The sequence below is a fragment of the Mumia zhuanghuii genome (genome assembly GCF_042681565.1).
Lineage (GTDB): Bacteria > Actinomycetota > Actinomycetes > Propionibacteriales > Nocardioidaceae > Mumia.
In genome coordinates this window covers 801,082-819,156 of record NZ_JBHUFT010000008.1, presented here as the reverse complement: position 1 = coordinate 819,156, position 18,075 = coordinate 801,082, and the positions used below count along the sequence as shown (strand labels likewise).

Below are 18,075 nucleotides of genomic sequence, written 5' to 3'. Positions count from 1 at the left end.
TGGCTACGGCTAGCCCCAGAAGAGGCGCTCGACCACCTGGCGCGCACGTCGCGTCGTCCGTAGGTAGTCGTCGACCATGTGCTCCCCGCCATCGATCCCGTAGCCGAGCAACCACGCGATTCCTGCGCGGTCGTTGGCGTTCGAGGGAAGCGAGGCCGCGGGACGGTTGCGCAGCAGCACGTAGCCGTTGCGGATCCGGCTCGCGAGCCGCCACGCGGCCTCCAGCACCGCGGCATCGTCGGCGGCGATCAGGCCCGCGCTCACCGCCGCATGCAGCGCCGGCAGCGTCTCGGTGGTCCTCAGACCGTCGATCTCGTGGGCGTACTGCATCTGCATCAGCTGGACGGTCCACTCGACATCGGCGATGCCTCCGCGCCCGAGCTTGAGGTGGGTGGCCGGGTCGGCACCCCTCGGCAGCCGCTCGGAGTCGACGCGCGCCTTGATCCGGCGGATCTCTCGCACGTCCTGCTCCGAGACACCGTCGGCGGGCCAGCGCAGCGGGTCGACGAGGTCGCGGAACGCGGCGTTGAGCGCGGCGTCGCCGATGACGGGGGCGGCACGGAGCAGCGCCTGCGCCTCCCACACCATCGACCAGCGCGCGTAGTAGGCACGGTACGAGGCGAGCGTGCGCACGAGCGGACCCGAGCGTCCCTCGGGGCGCAGGTCGGCGTCGACCTCGAGCGCCGGGTCGGGTCCGGCCCCCGCGAGGATGCGCCGCAGCTCGGTCGCGACGGCGATCGCCGACTGGCTCGCAGCCGACTCGTCCGCGCCGGGCAGCGGGTCGTGCACGAACATCACGTCGGCGTCGGACCCGTACCCCGCCTCGCGTCCGCCGAGGCGCCCCATGAGGACGACCGACATCCGGGTCGGCACCTCACCACCGCGCTGCGTCGCCACGGTGCGCGTCGCGACCTCGAGCGCCGCCTCCAGCGTGGCGACGCTGATGTCGCTGAGTGCGTGACCGACGTCGACGACGTCGAGCCGACCGAGGACGTCGGAGGTCGCCACGCGCGACAGCTCGCGGCGACGGACCCGGCGCACCGTACGGATCGCTTCCTTCGGGTCGTCGTGGCGACTCGCCGCCGAACGGGTCTCGGTCGCGATGCGCTCCAGGCTGCGTGGCGCGAGCTCGGCGTCGTCGCCGAGGATCGCGACCGCCTCGGGCGCCCGCAGGATCAGGTCGGTGACGTACGCGCTTCCGGCGAGAATCTTGGCGAGCTGCTCGGCGCCCTCGCCCTCGTCGCGCAGCTTGCGGAGATACCAGTGCGTCGCCCCGAGGCTCTCCGAGACCTTGCGGAACGCGAGCAGCCCCCCGTCAGGGTTGGGTGACTCCGCGAACCACGCGAGCATCGCCGGCATGAGCTGGCGCTGGATCGCCGCCGACCGCCGGACGCCGGTGGTGAGGGCGGCGATGTGCGTGAGTGCCGCGCGCGGGTCGTCGTAGCCGAGGGCCTCCAGCCGCGCCCGCGCCGCCTCCGGGGTCAGCCGCAGGGCGTCCGACGGCATCGCCGCGACCGCGTCGAGCAGCGGGCGGTAGAAAAGCTTCTGATGGAGCCGCAGGACCTCACGACGCTGGGCCTGCCACTCCTTGAGGAGGTTCGCGGCGGGGTCGGTACGGAACGCCAGCGTCCGCCCGATCATGCGCAAGGTGCGCGGGTCGGTCGGGACGAGGTGCGTACGCCGCAGGCCGTCGAGCTGGATGCGGTGCTCGAACGTGCGGAGGAACGTGTACGCCTCGGTCATCGCGGCGCCGTCCGTACGGCCGACGTACCCGCCGTCGACGAGCGCCCGCAGCGCGTCGGTGGTCGAGCGGACCCGCAGGCGTTCGTCCGTACGCCCGTGGACGAGCTGGAGGAGCTGCACGGCGAACTCGACGTCACGCAGGCCGCCCGGCCCGAGCTTGAGCTCCCGGTCGAGCTGCTGAGGCGGGATGTTGTCGATCACCCGGCGGCGCATCGCCCGCGTGTCGACGACGAAGTGCGGGCGCGTCGCGGCCTGCCACACCCTCGGCATCAGTGCGTCGACGTACTCCCGACCGAGGTCGGCGTCGCCCGCGACCGGTCGCGCCTTGAGCAGCGCCTGAAACTCCCACGTGCTCGCCCAGCGCTCGTAGTAAGCGACGTGGCTGGCGACCGTACGGACGAGCGGGCCGTCCTTGCCCTCTGGTCGGAGGTTGGCGTCGACCTCCCAGATCGTGCCCTCGCGGGTGTGGTCGCTGCACAGGCGCATGAGTGTCGAGGCGAGCTGGGTGGCCACCCGGGCGGCCCGCTGCTCCTCGACGCCGTCGACAGGGGCGTACGCGAAGACGACGTCGACATCGCTGACGTAGTTGAGCTCGCGGCCGCCGCACTTGCCCATCGCGATCACCGCGAGGCGAGCCTGCTCGGCGCCCTCGACCTGCTCGCGCGCCAGGCGCAGCGCCGACGCGAGCGTGGCACCTGCCAGGTCAGCGAGCTCGGCCGAGGTCTGCTCGTAGCTGCTGCGCCGGGTCAGGTCGCGCGCGGCGATCTGCACCAGCTGGCGCCGGTACGCGATGCGCAGCGCGTCGCCGTCGGCCACCTCGCCGAGCACGGACTCGAATGCCGCCTGGTCGCGCGGCTCGAGCGGCATCGTCGTCGCCCGCAGGTCGAGCACCACCGCGGGCCGGCGGACGAGGAACTCGCCGAGCGCCTGGCTCGCACCGAGCACGGCGACCAGCCGCGTGAGCAGCTCGGCGTCGGCCTCGAGGTGCTCCTCGAGCGTCCCCTCCCCCTCGAATGCGGCCGCGATCGCGCACAGCATCCGCAGCGCGAGGTCGGGGTCGGCGCCGTGCGCGACCCGCTCGACGATCGCGGCGGAGCGGATGCCGCAGTCGTCGAGCAGCGACGCCGCGGCGTCGGCGTCGGTGAACCCGAGCCGCGCGAGCCAGCCCGACGTCGTCCGCAGGCGCTGCGGTCTTCGCTCCTCCGACACGCTCAGACCCGAGTCACCAGCCGGTCGAGCTCGAACTGCGTCACCTGCGAGCGGTACTCGTGCCACTCCGCCCGCTTGTTGCGCAGGAAGAAGTCGTACACGTGCTCGCCCAGCGTCTCGGCGACCAGCTCGCTGCTCTCCATCTCACGGATGGCCTCGTCGAGGTTGCGGGGCAGCGGCGCGATGCCCAGCGCACGGCGCTCGGTCTCGGTCAGCGCCCAGACGTCGTCCTCGGCCTCCGGCGGGAGCTCGTATCCCTCCTCGATGCCCTTCAGGCCGGCCGCGAGCACCACGGCGAACGCGAGGTACGGGTTGCAGCCGGCGTCGATCGCGCGGTGCTCGATGCGGGCCGAGCCGCCCTTGTGCGGCTTGTACATCGGCACCCGGACAAGCGCCGAGCGGTTGTTGTGGCCCCAGCAGACGTACGACGGGGCCTCGCCGCCGAAAATGAGGCGCTTGTACGAGTTGACCCACTGGTTGGTGATCGCGGTGATCTCCGACGTGTGCTGGAGGATGCCGGCGATGAACGAGCGCCCGGTGCGCGAGAGCTGGTACTCGGAGCCGGCCTCGTAGAACGCGTTCTCGTCGCCCTCGAACAGGCTCATGTGGGTGTGCATGCCCGAGCCCGGGTGGTCGGTGAACGGCTTGGGCATGAAGCTCGCCCACAGGCCCTGGCCCAGCGCGACCTCACGGACGACCGTACGGAAGGTCATGATGTTGTCGGCCGTCGTCAGCGCGTCGGCGTAGCGCAGGTCGATCTCCTGCTGGCCCGGAGCGCCCTCGTGGTGGCTGTACTCGACGGAGATGCCCATCGCCTCGAGCATCGTGATGACCTCGCGGCGGAAGTCCTGGCCGCCACCCTGCGCGGTGTGGTCGAAGTAGCCGGAGTCGTCGACCGGGACCGGGCGCGTCCCGCTCTCGGGCTTGCCCTTGAAGAGGAAGAACTCGACCTCGGGGTGCGTGTAGAAGCTGAAGCCCATCTCGGCGGCCTTCGCGAGCGTCCGCTTGAGGACGAAGCGCGGGTCGGCGTACGAGGGGCTGCCGTCGGGGAGCTGGATGTCGCAGAACATGCGCGCGGTCGCCGGCGTCTCGCCGCGCCACGGAAGGATCTGGAACGTCGACGGGTCGGGCTTGGCGAGCATGTCGGCCTCGTGGACGCGGGCGAAGCCCTCGATCGCCGAGCCGTCGAAGCCGATGCCCTCGTCGAAGGCGCCTTCGAGCTCCGCGGGCGCGACCGCCACGGACTTCAGATGCCCGAGGACGTCGGTGAACCACAGCCGTACGAAGCGGACGTCGCGCTCCTCGAGCGCACGCAGCACGAAGTCTTCCTGCTTACCCATGGGCCAAGTGTGCCCGTGATTCGTGACGGCCGGGTGAACGGGTCCGAATCGCTGGGGCAGTTCGGCGGCCGACGGCACAGATCGGGGACGCTAGGCTCGCCACGTGCCTCAGCTTCGCGTCGCTCTCGCCCAGGTCAACGCCCGCGTCGGGGATTTCGACCACAACGCCGAGCTCGTGCTGAGCCGCTGCCGAGTGGCTCACGAGGCTGGCGCCCACCTCGTCGTGTTCCCCGAGATGGTGCTCACCGGCTACCCGCTCGAAGACCTCGCGATGCGCGCCTCGGTGGTCGCCGCGTCGCGGGCCAAGGCCGAGGAGCTCGCCCGTACGCTCGACGTCGAGGACCTCGGCGACCTCGTCGCCGTCGTCGGCTTCCTCGACCAGGCCGAGGGCGTCGCCGAAGGACCCGGCATCCCCAAGAACGCCCCCCAGAACGCGCTCGCTGTCATGCATGGCGGGGAGATCGTCGCGCGCCAGGCCAAGGTCCACCTCTGGAACTACGGCGTCGGTGACGAGATCCGCACCTTCGTCCCCGGCGACATCCTCAACGTCCTTGAGGTGAACGGCACGGACGTCGCGATGCTCATCTGTGAGGACCTCTGGCGCGACGGGATCGCCTCGGCCGTCCGCGCGTCCGGTGCGGGCCTGCTCGTCGTCCCCAACGGCTCCCCGTACGAGGCCAACAAGGACGACGTTCGTCTCGACCTGTGCCGACGACGCGCGGTCGAGGGCGACTGCGCACTCGCCTACGTCAACCTGGTCGGAGGCCAGGACGAGCTCGTCTTCGACGGCGACTCCCTCGTGGTCGATGCCGAAGGCACGCTGCTCGCCCGTACGGCGCAGTTCGTCGAGGAGCTCCTCGTCGTCGACCTGGACCTGCCTGCGGCCCGGCGCCTGATGCCCCCGGCCGACACCCGGTTCGCGGGGCTACGCATCGTCCGTACGGTCATCACCACCGAGCCCGTCGCCCCGTACGAGTCGGTCACTTCCCCGGTGCTCCCGCGGCTCGACGACCTCGAGGAGATCTATCGCGCACTCGTCGTCGGCCTGCGCGACTACGTCGAGAAGAACGGCTTCCGCTCCGTGCTGCTCGGCCTGTCCGGCGGCATCGACTCCACGCTGTGCGCCGCGATCGCCGTCGACGCGCTCGGCGCCGACCGGGTCTTCGGCGTCTCCAACCCCAGCGCGTATTCGACCGAGCACTCGCGCTCCGACGCCGCCGAGCTCGCACGCCGTACGGGGCTCGACCTGCGGACAGTCGCGATCGCGCCGATGGTCGACGCGTTCCAGGAGGCGCTGGGCCTCAGCGGGCTCGCCGAGGAGAACCTGCAGGCCCGCGTGCGTGCCGTCGTCTGGATGGGCCTGTCCAACCAGGAGGGCCACCTCGTGCTCGCCTGCGGCAACAAGTCCGAGGTCGCGACCGGCTACTCGACGATCTACGGTGACGCGGTCGGCGGCTACGCCCCGATCAAGGACGTCCGCAAGACCCTCGTCTGGGAGCTCGCCCGCTGGCGCAACGCGTACGCCGACGCGCGTGGCGAGACGCCGCCGATCCCGGAGAACGCGATCAGCAAGCCGCCGTCGGCCGAGCTGCGTCCCGGCCAGCTCGACACCGACTCGCTGCCCCCGTACGAGGTCCTCGATGGCATCCTCGACGCGTACGTCGAGCGCGACCTGCCGGCGGCCGCGGTGGTCGCGGAGGGCTACGACCCCGAGCTGGTCGAGCGGGTGGTGACGCTGGTCGACCGCGCCGAGTACAAGCGCCGCCAGTACCCGCCGGGCCCCAAGGTCACGCGGCGCAACTTCGGTCGCGACCGCCGGGTCCCGATCACCCATGGCTGGCGCGAGCACCTCGTCACAGACTGAGCCCGTTCGCCTCCGGTGCCCGAGCAACCGCCCGGGCACCGGACGCGTACAGCCGGCTCAGCAGCTGCGCGGCAGCGCCTGACGGTCGAGCGTGACCTCCGTCCCGCGGGTCACCCGTACCATCCCGGCGTCCTTCCACTCCCCCTTGCCGCGACGGCAGCTCAGACTCCACGACTCTCGTATGTTCGCCGTGGCCGCCTGGCTCGGGCGGTCCGACGGGTTGACGTGCCACGAGAAGCGACCGCTGGACGGGACAGTCAAGGTCGTCTCGACGCGGTCGTCGACCGGCAGGGTCAGCGGCAGGCTCTCACCCGGAAGCGTCACCGGCGAGCTGGTCACCGTGACGTCCTTGCGCAAGGCGAGCTCCGTCCCCGGCTTCGCCGAGCCCGAGATCAGCGCGTGGTAGGTGGGATCGCTCGCCTGCCCGAACGCGGTGAGGAACGCCTCGCGTGCGGTCGACCCCTCATACTCGCCGGTCCCGAGGTACTGGTCGATCACCGACGGGTACGGCGGGTGGAACCGATCGTTGTCGCGATGGCCCGGCGTGTTCTCGAACGTGAACGCGAACGTGCCGCTGGTGTAGAACGATGTCTGCTCGGCCGTCCCGCTCGCGTCGTAGTAGATCTCGGGCCACGGTCCGGCCGGCCACCCCATGATCTGCCCGAGGATCTCGGCGATCTGCTGGTAGATCGCTTCCTCAGCCGGGGTGGGCTCGTTCGGCGCGCTCGGGGCACGCAGCACCCGCTCGTCCGGGGTGTGGTTGCTGATCGCGAGCGTGACCTGGTGGGCGTTCACGAGGTCGATCATGTTGGCGATCTCCGGCTCCGACGCCGGGGCCGCACCGCGATAGTTGCTGTCCGTCGTCCGCGCGCCCGATCCGGGTCCGCCCCAGAAGGCCGTGTAGTTGCGGTTGAGGTCGACGCCCACGTTGGCGGACTCCGCCGCCGCGCACTGCGCGCGGGTCGGGACCTCGCCGTCGACGACACGGCAGTTCTTGCGCTTCTGCTCGTGGACGAGCCCACGTGACATCTCGTACCCGTCGGGGTTGACGACCGGCACGGCGACGAGGCGGCCCCGCTCGAGCATCGACGTGATGCGTGCGTCGCTGCGGTCGTTCTGGACGAGGTCCCAGAGGAACTCCATCGTGAGCTCGGTCGTCGGCCACTCGCGCGAGTGCGTGAGACCGGTGAGCAGGAAGACGGGCTTGCCGCTGTCCTTCTTCACGTCGTGCGTGATCTCGACGCCATAGACGGGCGTGCCGAGCAGCGACGGGCGCGGCAGGCGGAACAGCGTGACGGTGTTGGGATAGCGCTTCGCCAGGCTCGCCAGCTCCGCGTTGACCTCCTGGAGCGTCCGGTACGAGACTCGGCCGGTCGGCAGGTCCGAGCGCTCGCTCGGGTCGGCGGCGGCGGCTGCAGCGGCCGCGCTCTCCTCGGCGCGCGCCTCACGATTGACCGCGTCCACGTCCTCGACCACGACGTCCCACCCGAAGCCTGCCTTGCGCAGCGTGCGCGCGTCGGACTCGGCGTGCAGCATCACCTCGACCTCCCCGCCGTCCTGCGCGCCACCACCGTGGTGACTGATCTCGTCCAGCCCGAGCGCGGTGAGCCGCTCGTAGTCCCCGCGGTCGTCGAGCGTCACCTCGACGATCGACGTCAGCCCCGGCTCGTAAGGGCTGGGCTCGTCTGCCGCCGCGGACCCCGGGGCCAGCGCGCCGATCGTCAGGGCGAGCACTCCGAGCGGTGCGGCGATCCGCCCGCGTCTTCTGCGACCGGGCCGGTCCCTCGTCGTCTGTCGTTCGGTCATCGACTCCACCTCTTCGCTCGATGAAATGCGTGCGCACTCAATCTGGCGGCGACGGGCTTCTCGCGCGCGACGAAACGATTTCCGTCATGTAACGCAAAACACATCAGAGGTCACCTGAAGCCGGTACGACGACCCGGTGGTCCCGTGGCAGTCTGAAGACGTCCGTGGACTCCAACCGGGAGCTGCGAGAACGAAGGATCACGATGTCCGAGAACACCTCCGCCCCCAGCGGCGGCGCCCCGCAGGAAGAGCCCGCGCCCTACGGAACCGGCTCCACCCAGACGCCCGCGACCGCTCCCGCGGCGCGCAAGCGCGTCCGGACGTACACGCTCGCGCAGATGAAGGAGCGCGGTGAGAAGTGGACGATGCTCACCTCGTACGACCAGTACTCCGCGCAGATCTTCGACGAGGCGGGCGTGCACGTCCTCCTCGTCGGTGACTCCGCGGCCAACAACGTCTACGGGTACGAGTCGTCGCTGCCCGTGAGCGTCGACGAGCTCATCCCGCTCGTGCGTGCGGTCTCGCGCTCCGCGAAGTACGCGTTCGTCCTCGCCGACCTGCCGTTCGGGTCGTACCAGGGCTCGCCGGAGCAGGCGTACGACACCGCGGTGCGCTTCATGAAGGAAGGCCACGCGCACGGCGTCAAGCTCGAGGGCGGCGCCGAGATGGCCCCGCAGATCCGACGGCTCGTCGACGGTGGGGTGCCGGTCTGCGCGCACATCGGCTTCACACCGCAGTCGGAGCACGCGCTCGGCGGCTACCGCGTCCAGGGGCGTGGCGATGCCGCCCAGAAGACCGTCGCCGACGCGCTCGCCGTGCAAGAGGCCGGGGCGTTCGCGGTCGTCATGGAGATGGTGCCGGGCGACGTCGCCACCGAGATCACGGCCAAGCTCCACATCCCGACCATCGGCATCGGCGCCGGTGCTGGCACGGACGCCCAGGTGCTCGTGTGGCAGGACATGATGGGCCTCAACGCAGGCCGCCTGCCGCGGTTCGTGAAGAAGTACGCCGACCTACGGACGACGATGCTCGACGCCGCTCGGGCGTACGTCGCCGACGTCGAGGGCGGCACGTTCCCCGGCGAGGAGCACACCTTCTAGCCACGGGCTGTGCCGGGGCTCAGCCCAGCCGGACCCCCGCGAGCTGCGTCGCCTGTGCGACGAGGCGACCGGCGCGGTCCCACACGAACGTGGACTCGTCGACGCGCTGCGCCTCGACGAGCTGGGCACGGTGGAGGATCGTCAACGGCCCCGGCACGGGGAGCGCCCGGACGTACGCGGTCATCTCCAACGTCGGCACCCAGTCCGTGGGCGCGATCTCGAACGTCGCCGGCGGGAACGAGTCGACCGCATAGAGGAGCGAGACCGGCTCGAACGCCGCGTCGTCGAGGAAGGCGAGCCACCCTCGTAGTTCACCGGAGCCGCTCGGGCGGCCCGCTCCGAACCCGAGCGTGGCGGGATCGAGGCGAAGGTCAACCTGATCCATCACCCGGATGCGCACCCCGGTCGGGCTCGTCCCTGGCACGCGGACGCCGTGCTCGCGGTCGGCCGTCGGACGAGGCGGCGCGCCACGGTCCCAGTAGGGCGTCGTCGCGACGTCGAGCTGCCCGATCATGAGGACCGCCTCGACGCAGGGCCGACCGTCCTGCCGCATCGTCGCCCGCACATGGTCGGCACTGCGCCCCTTGCGGAGCACGGTCGTCTCGATCTCGACCGGACCTGGGTCGGGCGAGTGGAGATAGTGCGCCGACGCGGTGACCACGTGCGCGTGCCCCGCGCTCAGCGTCGCGGCGCGGGCGAGCATCGCGAGGAGATAGCCCCCGTTGGGCTTCTCGCCGACGCACCACTCCGGGTCGACCTCGGCCTCGAAGCCGTCGGTCGTCGCGCGCACGGCGCTCACGTCGTGAAAGGGGTGGGGTCGCGCAGTCATGGTGCTCCTCTTGTCGAGGAGCCCATCATGGCGGCTGCCACCGACAGATCGGGCCGGGGCCTCACGCTGAGGCGGTCGGGCCCTCCTCGGCGTCGTCGTTCCAGTCGGGGTCGTTGTCCCACTGCTCGTTGCGCTGCTGCGCGATCTCGAGCGCGTGCTCGGCCTCCTCGCGCGTGTCGTACGGGCCGAGGCGATCGATCGCCCGACACCCGTCGGCCCCCTCGACCGCATGGTGCTTGATGCAGTAGTAGAACTTCTCGTCCGTCATCGCGACCTCCTTCCCCCATCCTGCCCGACGGCGGCGACGTGCGCGCCGGCGCGTGCGGGGGCCACACCTACACTCGTCGCGTGACCGTGCTGACCCCCCACGCCCAGTCCCCGCGCCGTACGGTGCCCTCGACGATCGCCGTGCCCGAGTACGTCGGCAAGGCCAAGCCCGCGTCGTACGACGGACCCGAGGTCCGTTCCGCCGAGACGATCGCCGCGATGCGGGTGGCCGGGCGCATCGCCGCGCAGGCGCTCGACGCGGTCGAGGCTGCGATCACCCCTGGCGTGACGACCGACGAGCTCGACGCGATCGGGCACGAGTTCCTCGTGAGCCAGGGCGCCTACCCGTCGACCCTCGGCTACCGCGGCTATCCAAAGTCGCTGTGCTCGAGCGTCAACGAGGTGATCTGCCACGGCATCCCCGACGCGCGTGCGCTCGAGGACGGCGACATCGTCAACATCGACATCACCGCCTACGTCGGCGGCGTCCACGGTGACACCAACAAGACCTACCTCGTCGGCGATGTCGACGAGGAGGCGCGCCTGCTCGTCGAGCGGACGCACGAGGCTCTGATGCGGGCGATCCGCGCCGTCCGGCCCGGCCGCGAGATCAACGTCATCGGACGCGTCATCGAGTCGTACGCCAAGCGCTTCGGCTACGGCGTCGTGCGCGACTTCACCGGCCACGGGGTCGGGCCCGCGTTCCACGACGGCCTGATCATCCCCCACTACGACGACCCGCGTTACGACACCTTGATCAAGCCGGGGATGACCTTCACGATTGAGCCGATGTTGACCCTCGGCACGATCGAGTGGGACATGTGGGACGACGGCTGGACGGCAACGACACGCGACAAGGCCCGCACCGCGCAGTTCGAGCACACGCTGCTCGTCACCGACAGCGGCGCCGAGATCCTCACGCTCCCGTGAGCTACGACGCATCGGGTCGTGCGGACCCACCCAGTACGGTCGGTGCCGTGACCGTCACCGCCACTCCCCCGCAGACCCATCCCCGTACCCGCCTCGCCTTCCGCGTCGTGGCCTTCGCCGAGGCCGTCTCGTGGGCGGGGCTGCTGATCGGCATGTTCTTCAAGTGGATCCTCGAGACGACCGAGGTCGGCGTGCAGATCTTCGGCCCGATCCACGGCGGCATCTTCGTCGCGTACGTCGTGATGTGCCTGATCGCCTGGCGTACGTTCGGCTGGTCGTTCAAGGTCGCCGTCGCCGCGCTCGCGTCGAGCATCCCGCCGTTCTTCACGGTGCTCTTCGAGGTCTGGGCGGACCGCCGCGGCCTGCTCGGCACCGCCGTCCGCCGCTGAGCGGCACGGGGTGGCGCTTTGCGTCACCCCGTCAGGGCGGATGAGTCGGCCTGTAGGCCGGATTCTGTCAGGACGTCTCCCCGCCCCGGCGACCATCTCTCTCGGCGCCGCGTCACCGCGACGCTCTAGCAACCTACCCGCAGGCTCGGCGAGCAGCGTCAGCACCTGCGCGGACCCTGAGGCCCTTCTTGGTCTTGCTCCCAGTGGGGTTTACCGAGCCACCTCGGTCACCCGAGGCGCTGGTGGTCTCTTACACCACCGTTTCACCCTTACCCGCACCTCACGCACAAGGCGTGAGGCCGCTGGCGGTCTGTTTTCTGTGGCACTGTCCCGCACGTCACCGTGGGTGGGCGTTACCCACCACCGTTGCTCTGTGGAGTCCGGACCTTCCTCGGCGTCCTTGGTGCGCACCAAGGACGACGCGGCCGCCCGGCCGACTCATCCGCGCCTGTCACAGTAGCCCACCTGCCACCCGGTTTGGTCGCCGCACCACCTGGGCGTACGATCGACGAAGCGAAAGGGAGTAGTCCCCAACGTCCGTGTCGACACACTGACCCTCCGGGGTCCGGTACGGAAGGCGTCACCTCGGTGGCGCGGACGAGACTTTCGGCCAGCAACACGACCCTATGGACGTGCCTGGTCGAAGGGGCCGTCCAGGCAGTCTCCTCGTCCAGGCGACGAGGAGACTTTTTCATGCTGTACGCCCTGCTCCTGAGCACCGCCGTGATCTTCGTGGCCGAGCTTGGTGACAAGAGCCAGCTGATGGCGATGACGTTCGCCACTCGCTACCGCCCGCGCGACGTGCTTCTCGGCATCACGATTGCGACGGCGGTGGTCCACCTCGTCTCGGTCGGCATCGGCTTCTGGATCGGCGAGACGTTCGCCGACGCGCAGCACTGGATCACGCTCGCCGCCGGCGTCGCGTTCCTCGTCTTCGCCGCCTGGACGTTGCGTGGTGACCAGCTGAGCACCGAGGAGCGGCAGAAGGCCCAGCGCAGCAGCGGTGCCGCGGTCTGGGCGGTCGGCGGCGCGTTCTTCCTCGCCGAGCTCGGCGACAAGACGATGCTCGCGACCATCACGCTCGCGACGCAGGAGAACTGGCTCGGCACGTGGATCGGCAGCACGATCGGCATGGTGCTGGCCGACGCGCTCGCGATCATGCTCGGCGCATGGCTCGGCAAGAAGCTGCCCGAGAAGGCGATCAAGTACGGTGCGGCGGCGCTGTTCGCGCTGTTCGGCGCGTGGATGCTGATCGAGGGGCTCGTCGCGCTCTGATGCACGTGGGTCAGCGCGCGAGCCGAAACCGTACGACGCGCGCGTCCACGTCCGCCTCGTCGAGCACGACCTGTACGGGCTCGCCCAGCGGCAGCGGCGCCGTCCCGACGACCCGTCCCTCGACCGCGGGCTCGTCGAGCAGCACGGTGCCCTTCTCGGGATCCTTGTCGTCCGCGTCGATGACGACGCCCTCGAACATCTCGCCGACGGAGTCCGAGAGCACCACCGCCTCGACCAGGTCCAGCACCGCCCGGTCGAACGACGACGCGAGCCTCCCGGTGCCCGCCATCACCTTCGGCAGCTCCGGGAGAGCGCGCCGCACCCAGTCGGGGACGGGCTCGCCCGCACTCACCGCGAGGCACACCTCCCCCACGTACCGGTCGGCGAGCCGACGCAGCGGGGCGGTCGCGTGCGCGTACGGGGCGGCGATCGCGGAGTGCTCGACGAGCGCGGGCAGCTCGCCGTCGAACGCCACATAGCCGGCGCCGCGCAGGAGCCCCGTGCAGGCTTCGAGCATCGCGACGTGCCGCGGCTGCGCAGGGTCGAGCGTACGAACGAACTCCGGGTACGGCATCGCGTCCGGCCACGCGATGCCGAGACCGCGCGCCGCCCGACGCAAGCGGACGAGGCCGCGTTCGTCGGCGGGCGGCAGCGTCCGTACGAGACCGACCCGTGCCTCGAGCATCATCGCCGCGGCCGCCATGCCCGTGAGGAGCGAGATCTGCTCGTTCCACCCCTCCGACGGCACGGGCTCTCGATACGACAGGCGCCACGCCCCGTCCGCGCCCGGCTCGATCTCCTGCGTCGGCAGCGGCAGGCTGACCCCGCCGCGCTCGGCCTCGAGCCGTTGGCGCAGCTCGCCGATCTCGCGGAGCAGGCCGAGCGTCTCGGGACCCTCGCCCGCGTCGACCTGCTGCTGTACCCCCTCGTAGTCCAGCTGCGCCGTGCTCCGCACGCGGGCCCGCACGACCTGGGCTCCCACCTGCGAGCCATGCGCGTCGAGGTCGATGCTCCACAGCAGTGCCGGTCGTACGACGCCGGGGAGCAGGCTCGCCGCGTCCTCGGACAGCGCCGGCGGGTGGAGCGGGATCCGCCGCGTCGGCGCGTACAACGTCTCGCCACGGCGGTGCGCCTCGTGGTCGATCGCGCCGCCGGGCCGGACGAACGAGGCGACGTCCGCGATCGCGTAGTGCACGGTGTAGCCGTCGTCACGGCGCTCGAGGAACATCGCCTGGTCGAGGTCCCGTGCACCCGGCGGGTCGATCGTGAGCAGCGGCAGGTCCGTGCGGTCGAGCGCGGGCAGCGCGGCGTCGCCGGCCGCAGCATCGGCCTCGGTCAGCACCTCCGGCGGGAACGCCGCGTCGACACCGAGCTCCTCGGCGAGCAGGTCGATGCGGCCTTCGAGTGCGGGGACGGCCTCGGGGGCGACGGCGTAGTACGCGTGAGCCATGCCGCTCACCCTAGCGACCACGAGGACGGACGACTCGCTGCCAAGACGGCTGCGTAGGCTTGCTCCGTGCTCGTCCTCCTCCCCCCGTCCGAAGGCAAGTCCGTCCTCCGGCGCGGCCGTCCGCTCGACCTCGCGACGCTGTCGTTCCCCGAGCTCACCGCCACCCGGCAGCGGATCGCGGACGTGCTCGTCGAGCTGTGCGCCACCGATCCGGACAAGGCCGCAGACGTGCTCGGTCTCGGGCCCACGCAGGCCGACGCGGTCACGCGTGATGCCACGCTGTGGTCGCAGCCGACGGCACGGGCAGATGCGGTGTACGACGGGGTTCTCTATGCCGCGCTCGACCTCGACACGCTCGACGCGGCCGCGCGCCGACGCGCGAGCCGGTCGCTGGCCTTCGCGAGCGCGCTGTTCGGGCTGCTGCGACCGGCGGACCGGATCCCGGCCTACCGGCTCTCCGGCCACGTGACGCTGCCCGGCCTCGGCACGATGGCGAGCCAGTGGCGCGACGCGCTCGGACCGGTCGTCAATGAGACCCTCGGGTCGGGCCTGCTGATCGACCTGCGGTCCTCGACGTACACGGCGCTGTGGAAGCCCTCGCGCGACGTCCTCGCCCGGACGGCGACCGTGCGCGTCCTCCACGAGTCCGGAGGCAAGCGCACCGTCGTGAGCCACTTCAACAAGGCGACCAAGGGCAGGCTCGTGCGCGAGCTTCTCATCCAGGGCGCTGCCCCTCGTACGGTCGGCGCACTCGCCGACGCGTGGCGCGACCTCGGGTGGACCGTCGAGGAGCAGGGCCACCGTCTCGACGTCGTCGTCTCCGAGGTCTGACGCGCTCCCTTCCGCGCCGCCCTCCCGTCCGCGTGGTGAAAGCAACCTGACCGATTCCCTCGGCATATTCGGTCAGGTTGCTTTCACAACGCGGAGGACGGGGCAACGGTCACGCGAACCAGCGCATCCACATCACGTTGAAGTGCGGCCGCGCTCCGTCATAACCGGCGTCGCGCAGGGCACCGTAGACGCGCCAGACGATCGCCTGCTTGTCCTTGAGGTCCTCGACCAGGACGACGACGACGGTCCATCCGAGCTTCTCCAGCCGCTCGCGCCTCGTACGGTCGTGAGCCCGCTGCTCCCGGCTTCGCTCGTGCCACTCTCCGTCGTACTCGACGACCACCTTGTGCGTCCAGTAGACGAGATCGCACCGCGCGACGAAACGCCCTCGCTCGTCGTAGATCGTGCGGTTCGTCTCTGGCACGGGAAGCCGCGCGAAGATCAAGGCAAGTCGGACGACGGTCTCCATCGGAGACTCGACTCTCTCGCACGCGTAGGCGAACGCACGACGCGCGCGCACCACGCCGTGAATGTGGCACGCGGTGAGATAGGCGCTCAGGTCGTCCATGGTCGTGCGGCCCAGATGGATCAACCCGTCGGCGGCCTGGACCAGCTCGACGAGGGTGAGCATCGTTGCGCAGTCGACGAACGTCCGTTCGGCTCCGGTTGCCGCGATCCCCTCGCGCACGTACGGGCGGAGCCTGCCGGTGCGGCGATGGAGCCGTACGCCGTCTGGCCGGCGATACAGGCGGGTGTTCGTGGAGAAGTGCAGCGGGTGGAGGCTCCTGATCTCGACGCCCCAGAGTCGCAGAGCCGTGACGTGGCTCGCGATCGCGTCCCCGGGGAGGACGAGGAGCGCGGCACGCAGCCACCGGACGAGGGTCATCTCGAGATCTGCCCACGCGTACACACCGTGGAGCAGGCGCCGGAAGCGGGCCCCGCGCAGCTGGCGGTACGAGACACCATGGGACTCGGCATGAGTGATCGTGAACGGACCGTCGCGCAAGGCAGCGGGGATGGGTCGCATTCCTGGAGGGTGTGTCCCCCGTCGGCCCTCCGTACGACCTCAACACCGACCTGTGGACACCGCGAACGCCGTGCACAACGCTCCGTCCGCGTCGTGAAAGCAATCTGACCGAATCCCGGCGCAGATTCGGTCAGGTTGCTTTCACAACGCGGACGGGGGAAGGAGGAGGGGGTCAGGCGGGGACGACGTCGTACGCGCGCAGGGTCGCGATGCCGTCCGGCCAGATGCGCACCGTGCTCACCGACGCCGGCTGCAGCTCGAGCCGATGGATGACCGGCATCGGGGCGTCGAGCGCCAGCCGGACGAACATCTTGATCGGCGTCACGTGGCTCACGACCACGACGTTCTTGCCGCCGTACGAGGCGACGAGCCGTCGCTGCGCCCTTTGGACCCGCTCGAAGACGGCGTCGTACGACTCGCCACCCGGCGGCGCGGCGGCCGTCGAGGAGAGCCAGGCGTCGAGCGCCGCGGGGTCCTTCTCGCGGACCTCCGCGAACGTCAGCCCGTCCCACTCCCCGAACGACGCCTCGACGATGCTGTGGTCGACGACCACCTCGACACCGAGATCGTTCGCGAGGATCTCGGCCGTCTCGCGGCATCGGCTCAGCGGCGAGCTCACCACCACGTCGGCACCCTCGCGCGCCACGTAGGCGGCGGCACGGTGGGCCTGTGCACGGCCTTCGTCGTTGAGCCCCGGATCGGCACCACCGTCACCGCAGAACACCTTGGCCACCGTGTTGTCGGTCGCCCCGTGCCGTACGAGGGTGAGCGTCGTGGGCGGATCCGCCAGCGGGTCGCGCCACCCCACCATCGGATTGCGCGGCTGCGGCTGCTCGGTGGGGCGCGACTCGGCAGGCGCCGCACGACGTGTCTTGCCCGCTGCGTCGTCGAGCACCTCGTTAAGGATCGCGTCGGCTGCCTTGTTGCGCTCGCGAGGAACCCAGGTCCACACGACGCCGGACGGCGCGACCTCGCGGGCACGGGCGGCGAGCGGCACCATGTCGCGGTGCTTGACCTTCCAGCGGCCCGCCATCTGCTCGATGACCAGCTTGGAGTCCATGCGGACCTCGACCTGGGCCTGCGGCGCGTGCTCGGCGACCAGCTCGAGGCCAGCGATGAGCCCGGTGTACTCGGCGACGTTGTTGGTCGCGACGCCGATCGTCTCCGCACGCTGAGCGATCACCTGGCCGGTGTCGGCGTCGCGGAGCACCGCCCCGTACGCCGCCGGGCCGGGGTTGCCCCGGGACCCGCCGTCGGCCTCGATGATGACACGGCGGGGACCGGTCACAGGCCTGCCTCGTGGGTACGGACGAGGATGCGGTCGCACTCCGGGCAGCGCAGCACCTCGTCGCTCGGCTTGCTCGCGATCTCGCGCAGGTCGGCGCCGTTGATCTCGAGCCGGCAGCCCTCGCACCGCTTGTGGCGCAACGCGGCCGCGCCGACACCTCCATGGCTGTTGCGGACCTTCTCGTAGAGCGTGAGCAGCGGATCGGCGACACGCTCGACCGCAGCGCCACGCTCCGCGCGCAGCGCCTCAGCCTTGGCGTCGATCTCGCTGGTCGCGTCGTCGAGCCCACCGAGCTCCTCAGCGATCCGCGCGTCGAGCGCCGCGAGCGCGTCGGTCGCAAGCGCGAGCTCGGACTGGGCACCCTCGAGCTCCTCCATCACCTCGAGCTCGGCGTCCTCGAGCGAGCCGATCCGGCGGTCGAGCGCGACGATCTCGTTCTGGATGCTCTGGAGGTCCTTGGGGTTGGTGACCTGCCCCGAGTCGAGCCGAGTCTGGTCGCGGTCGCGGCGCGCACGGACGGCCGCGACCTCGCCATCGGCCTTCCTCTGGTCGGCGGTCAGGTCGGAGACCTTCGTCTGGGCCTGCACGCTGCGCGCGTGGACCGTCTCGCGCTCGCGGCGCAACTCGTCGAGCGCCGAGACCTGCGGGAGGTTCTTACGGCGGTGCGCGAGCTGCGAGAGCTGCGCGTCGATGCCCTGCACGTCGAGCAGGGCGAGCTGGTCGAACG

The 18,075-nt window shown here is 70.8% G+C and carries 15 protein-coding genes and 1 other RNA gene; 6 read left to right on the top strand and 10 right to left on the bottom strand.

Annotated elements, in window-relative coordinates; translation table 11 throughout:
- Positions 1–9 precede the first annotated feature (9 nt).
- Together ACFSDF_RS12365 and glnA are read right to left on the bottom strand one after the other, a co-directional pair.
- Positions 10–2,952, bottom strand: a complete 2,943-nt coding sequence (locus ACFSDF_RS12365) for a bifunctional [glutamine synthetase] adenylyltransferase/[glutamine synthetase]-adenylyl-L-tyrosine phosphorylase (protein ID WP_377157694.1) — start codon at positions 2,950–2,952, stop codon at positions 10–12.
- Positions 2,953–2,954: 2 nt separating this feature from the next.
- Positions 2,955–4,292 carry a type I glutamate--ammonia ligase gene (gene glnA / locus ACFSDF_RS12360; protein WP_167008116.1) on the bottom strand — a complete coding sequence of 446 codons (1,338 nt, stop codon included), beginning with the start codon at positions 4,290–4,292 and terminating at the stop codon, positions 2,955–2,957.
- Positions 4,293–4,395: 103 nt separating this feature from the next.
- Here glnA and ACFSDF_RS12355 point away from each other — a divergent pair, with 103 nt between their 5' ends.
- Complete coding sequence (locus tag ACFSDF_RS12355; RefSeq protein ID WP_377157692.1) at positions 4,396–6,156, top strand: NAD+ synthase; 1,761 nt, start codon at positions 4,396–4,398, stop codon at positions 6,154–6,156.
- Between the two features lie 57 nt (positions 6,157–6,213).
- Here ACFSDF_RS12355 and ACFSDF_RS12350 read toward each other — a convergent pair whose 3' ends face one another.
- Complete coding sequence (locus ACFSDF_RS12350; protein WP_377157690.1) at positions 6,214–7,962, bottom strand: M14 family zinc carboxypeptidase; 1,749 nt, start codon at positions 7,960–7,962, stop codon at positions 6,214–6,216.
- Between the two features lie 203 nt (positions 7,963–8,165).
- Here ACFSDF_RS12350 and panB point away from each other — a divergent pair, with 203 nt between their 5' ends.
- A complete protein-coding gene (panB, locus tag ACFSDF_RS12345) occupies positions 8,166–9,062 on the top strand; it encodes a 3-methyl-2-oxobutanoate hydroxymethyltransferase (RefSeq protein WP_377157688.1) in 897 nt (298 codons plus the stop codon).
- Between the two features lie 19 nt (positions 9,063–9,081).
- On the opposite strand, the gene ACFSDF_RS12340 is transcribed toward panB, so the two are convergent.
- Positions 9,082–9,891, bottom strand: a complete 810-nt coding sequence (locus ACFSDF_RS12340; RefSeq protein WP_167008104.1) for a thioesterase family protein — start codon at positions 9,889–9,891, stop codon at positions 9,082–9,084.
- Between the two features lie 61 nt (positions 9,892–9,952).
- Positions 9,953–10,159, bottom strand: a complete 207-nt coding sequence (locus tag ACFSDF_RS12335; protein ID WP_167008101.1) for a hypothetical protein — start codon at positions 10,157–10,159, stop codon at positions 9,953–9,955.
- Between the two features lie 80 nt (positions 10,160–10,239).
- Between ACFSDF_RS12335 and map the strand changes: the two genes are divergently transcribed.
- Together map and ACFSDF_RS12325 are read left to right on the top strand one after the other, a co-directional pair.
- Complete coding sequence (gene map, locus ACFSDF_RS12330; protein ID WP_167251926.1) at positions 10,240–11,088, top strand: type I methionyl aminopeptidase; 849 nt, start codon at positions 10,240–10,242, stop codon at positions 11,086–11,088.
- A gap of 47 nt (positions 11,089–11,135) precedes the next feature.
- Positions 11,136–11,477 (top strand): DUF3817 domain-containing protein, encoded by a 342-nt coding sequence (locus ACFSDF_RS12325; protein WP_167251927.1) that lies wholly within the window; start codon positions 11,136–11,138, stop codon positions 11,475–11,477.
- A 37-nt stretch (positions 11,478–11,514) separates the two neighbouring features.
- Here ACFSDF_RS12325 and rnpB read toward each other — a convergent pair.
- An RNA gene (gene rnpB, locus ACFSDF_RS12320) (RNase P RNA component class A) lies at positions 11,515–11,918 on the bottom strand.
- 252 nt (positions 11,919–12,170) lie between these two features.
- On the opposite strand from rnpB, the gene ACFSDF_RS12315 reads away from it, so the two are divergent.
- Positions 12,171–12,752, top strand: coding sequence for a TMEM165/GDT1 family protein (locus ACFSDF_RS12315; RefSeq protein WP_167008094.1), 582 nt, complete (start codon positions 12,171–12,173; stop codon positions 12,750–12,752).
- A gap of 10 nt (positions 12,753–12,762) precedes the next feature.
- Here ACFSDF_RS12315 and ACFSDF_RS12310 read toward each other — a convergent pair whose 3' ends face one another.
- Positions 12,763–14,202 (bottom strand): RNB domain-containing ribonuclease, encoded by a 1,440-nt coding sequence (locus tag ACFSDF_RS12310; RefSeq protein ID WP_377157685.1) that lies wholly within the window; start codon positions 14,200–14,202, stop codon positions 12,763–12,765.
- Between the two features lie 66 nt (positions 14,203–14,268).
- On the opposite strand from ACFSDF_RS12310, the gene yaaA reads away from it, so the two are divergent.
- A complete protein-coding gene (gene yaaA, locus ACFSDF_RS12305; protein ID WP_167251930.1) occupies positions 14,269–15,033 on the top strand; it encodes a peroxide stress protein YaaA in 765 nt (254 codons plus the stop codon).
- 109 nt (positions 15,034–15,142) lie between these two features.
- On the opposite strand, the gene ACFSDF_RS12300 is transcribed toward yaaA, so the two are convergent.
- From ACFSDF_RS12300 to ACFSDF_RS12290, 3 genes are all read right to left on the bottom strand, one after another.
- A complete protein-coding gene (locus ACFSDF_RS12300; RefSeq protein WP_377157683.1) occupies positions 15,143–16,060 on the bottom strand; it encodes a DUF559 domain-containing protein in 918 nt (305 codons plus the stop codon).
- 172 nt (positions 16,061–16,232) lie between these two features.
- Positions 16,233–17,348 carry a bifunctional RNase H/acid phosphatase gene (locus tag ACFSDF_RS12295; protein WP_167251932.1) on the bottom strand — a complete coding sequence of 372 codons (1,116 nt, stop codon included), beginning with the start codon at positions 17,346–17,348 and terminating at the stop codon, positions 16,233–16,235.
- Positions 17,345–18,049 carry a zinc ribbon domain-containing protein gene (locus tag ACFSDF_RS12290; RefSeq protein ID WP_182397155.1) on the bottom strand — a complete coding sequence of 235 codons (705 nt, stop codon included), beginning with the start codon at positions 18,047–18,049 and terminating at the stop codon, positions 17,345–17,347. Before ACFSDF_RS12290 ends, ACFSDF_RS12295 begins: the two co-directional genes overlap by 4 nt.
- Between the last annotated feature and the right edge of the window lie 26 nt (positions 18,050–18,075).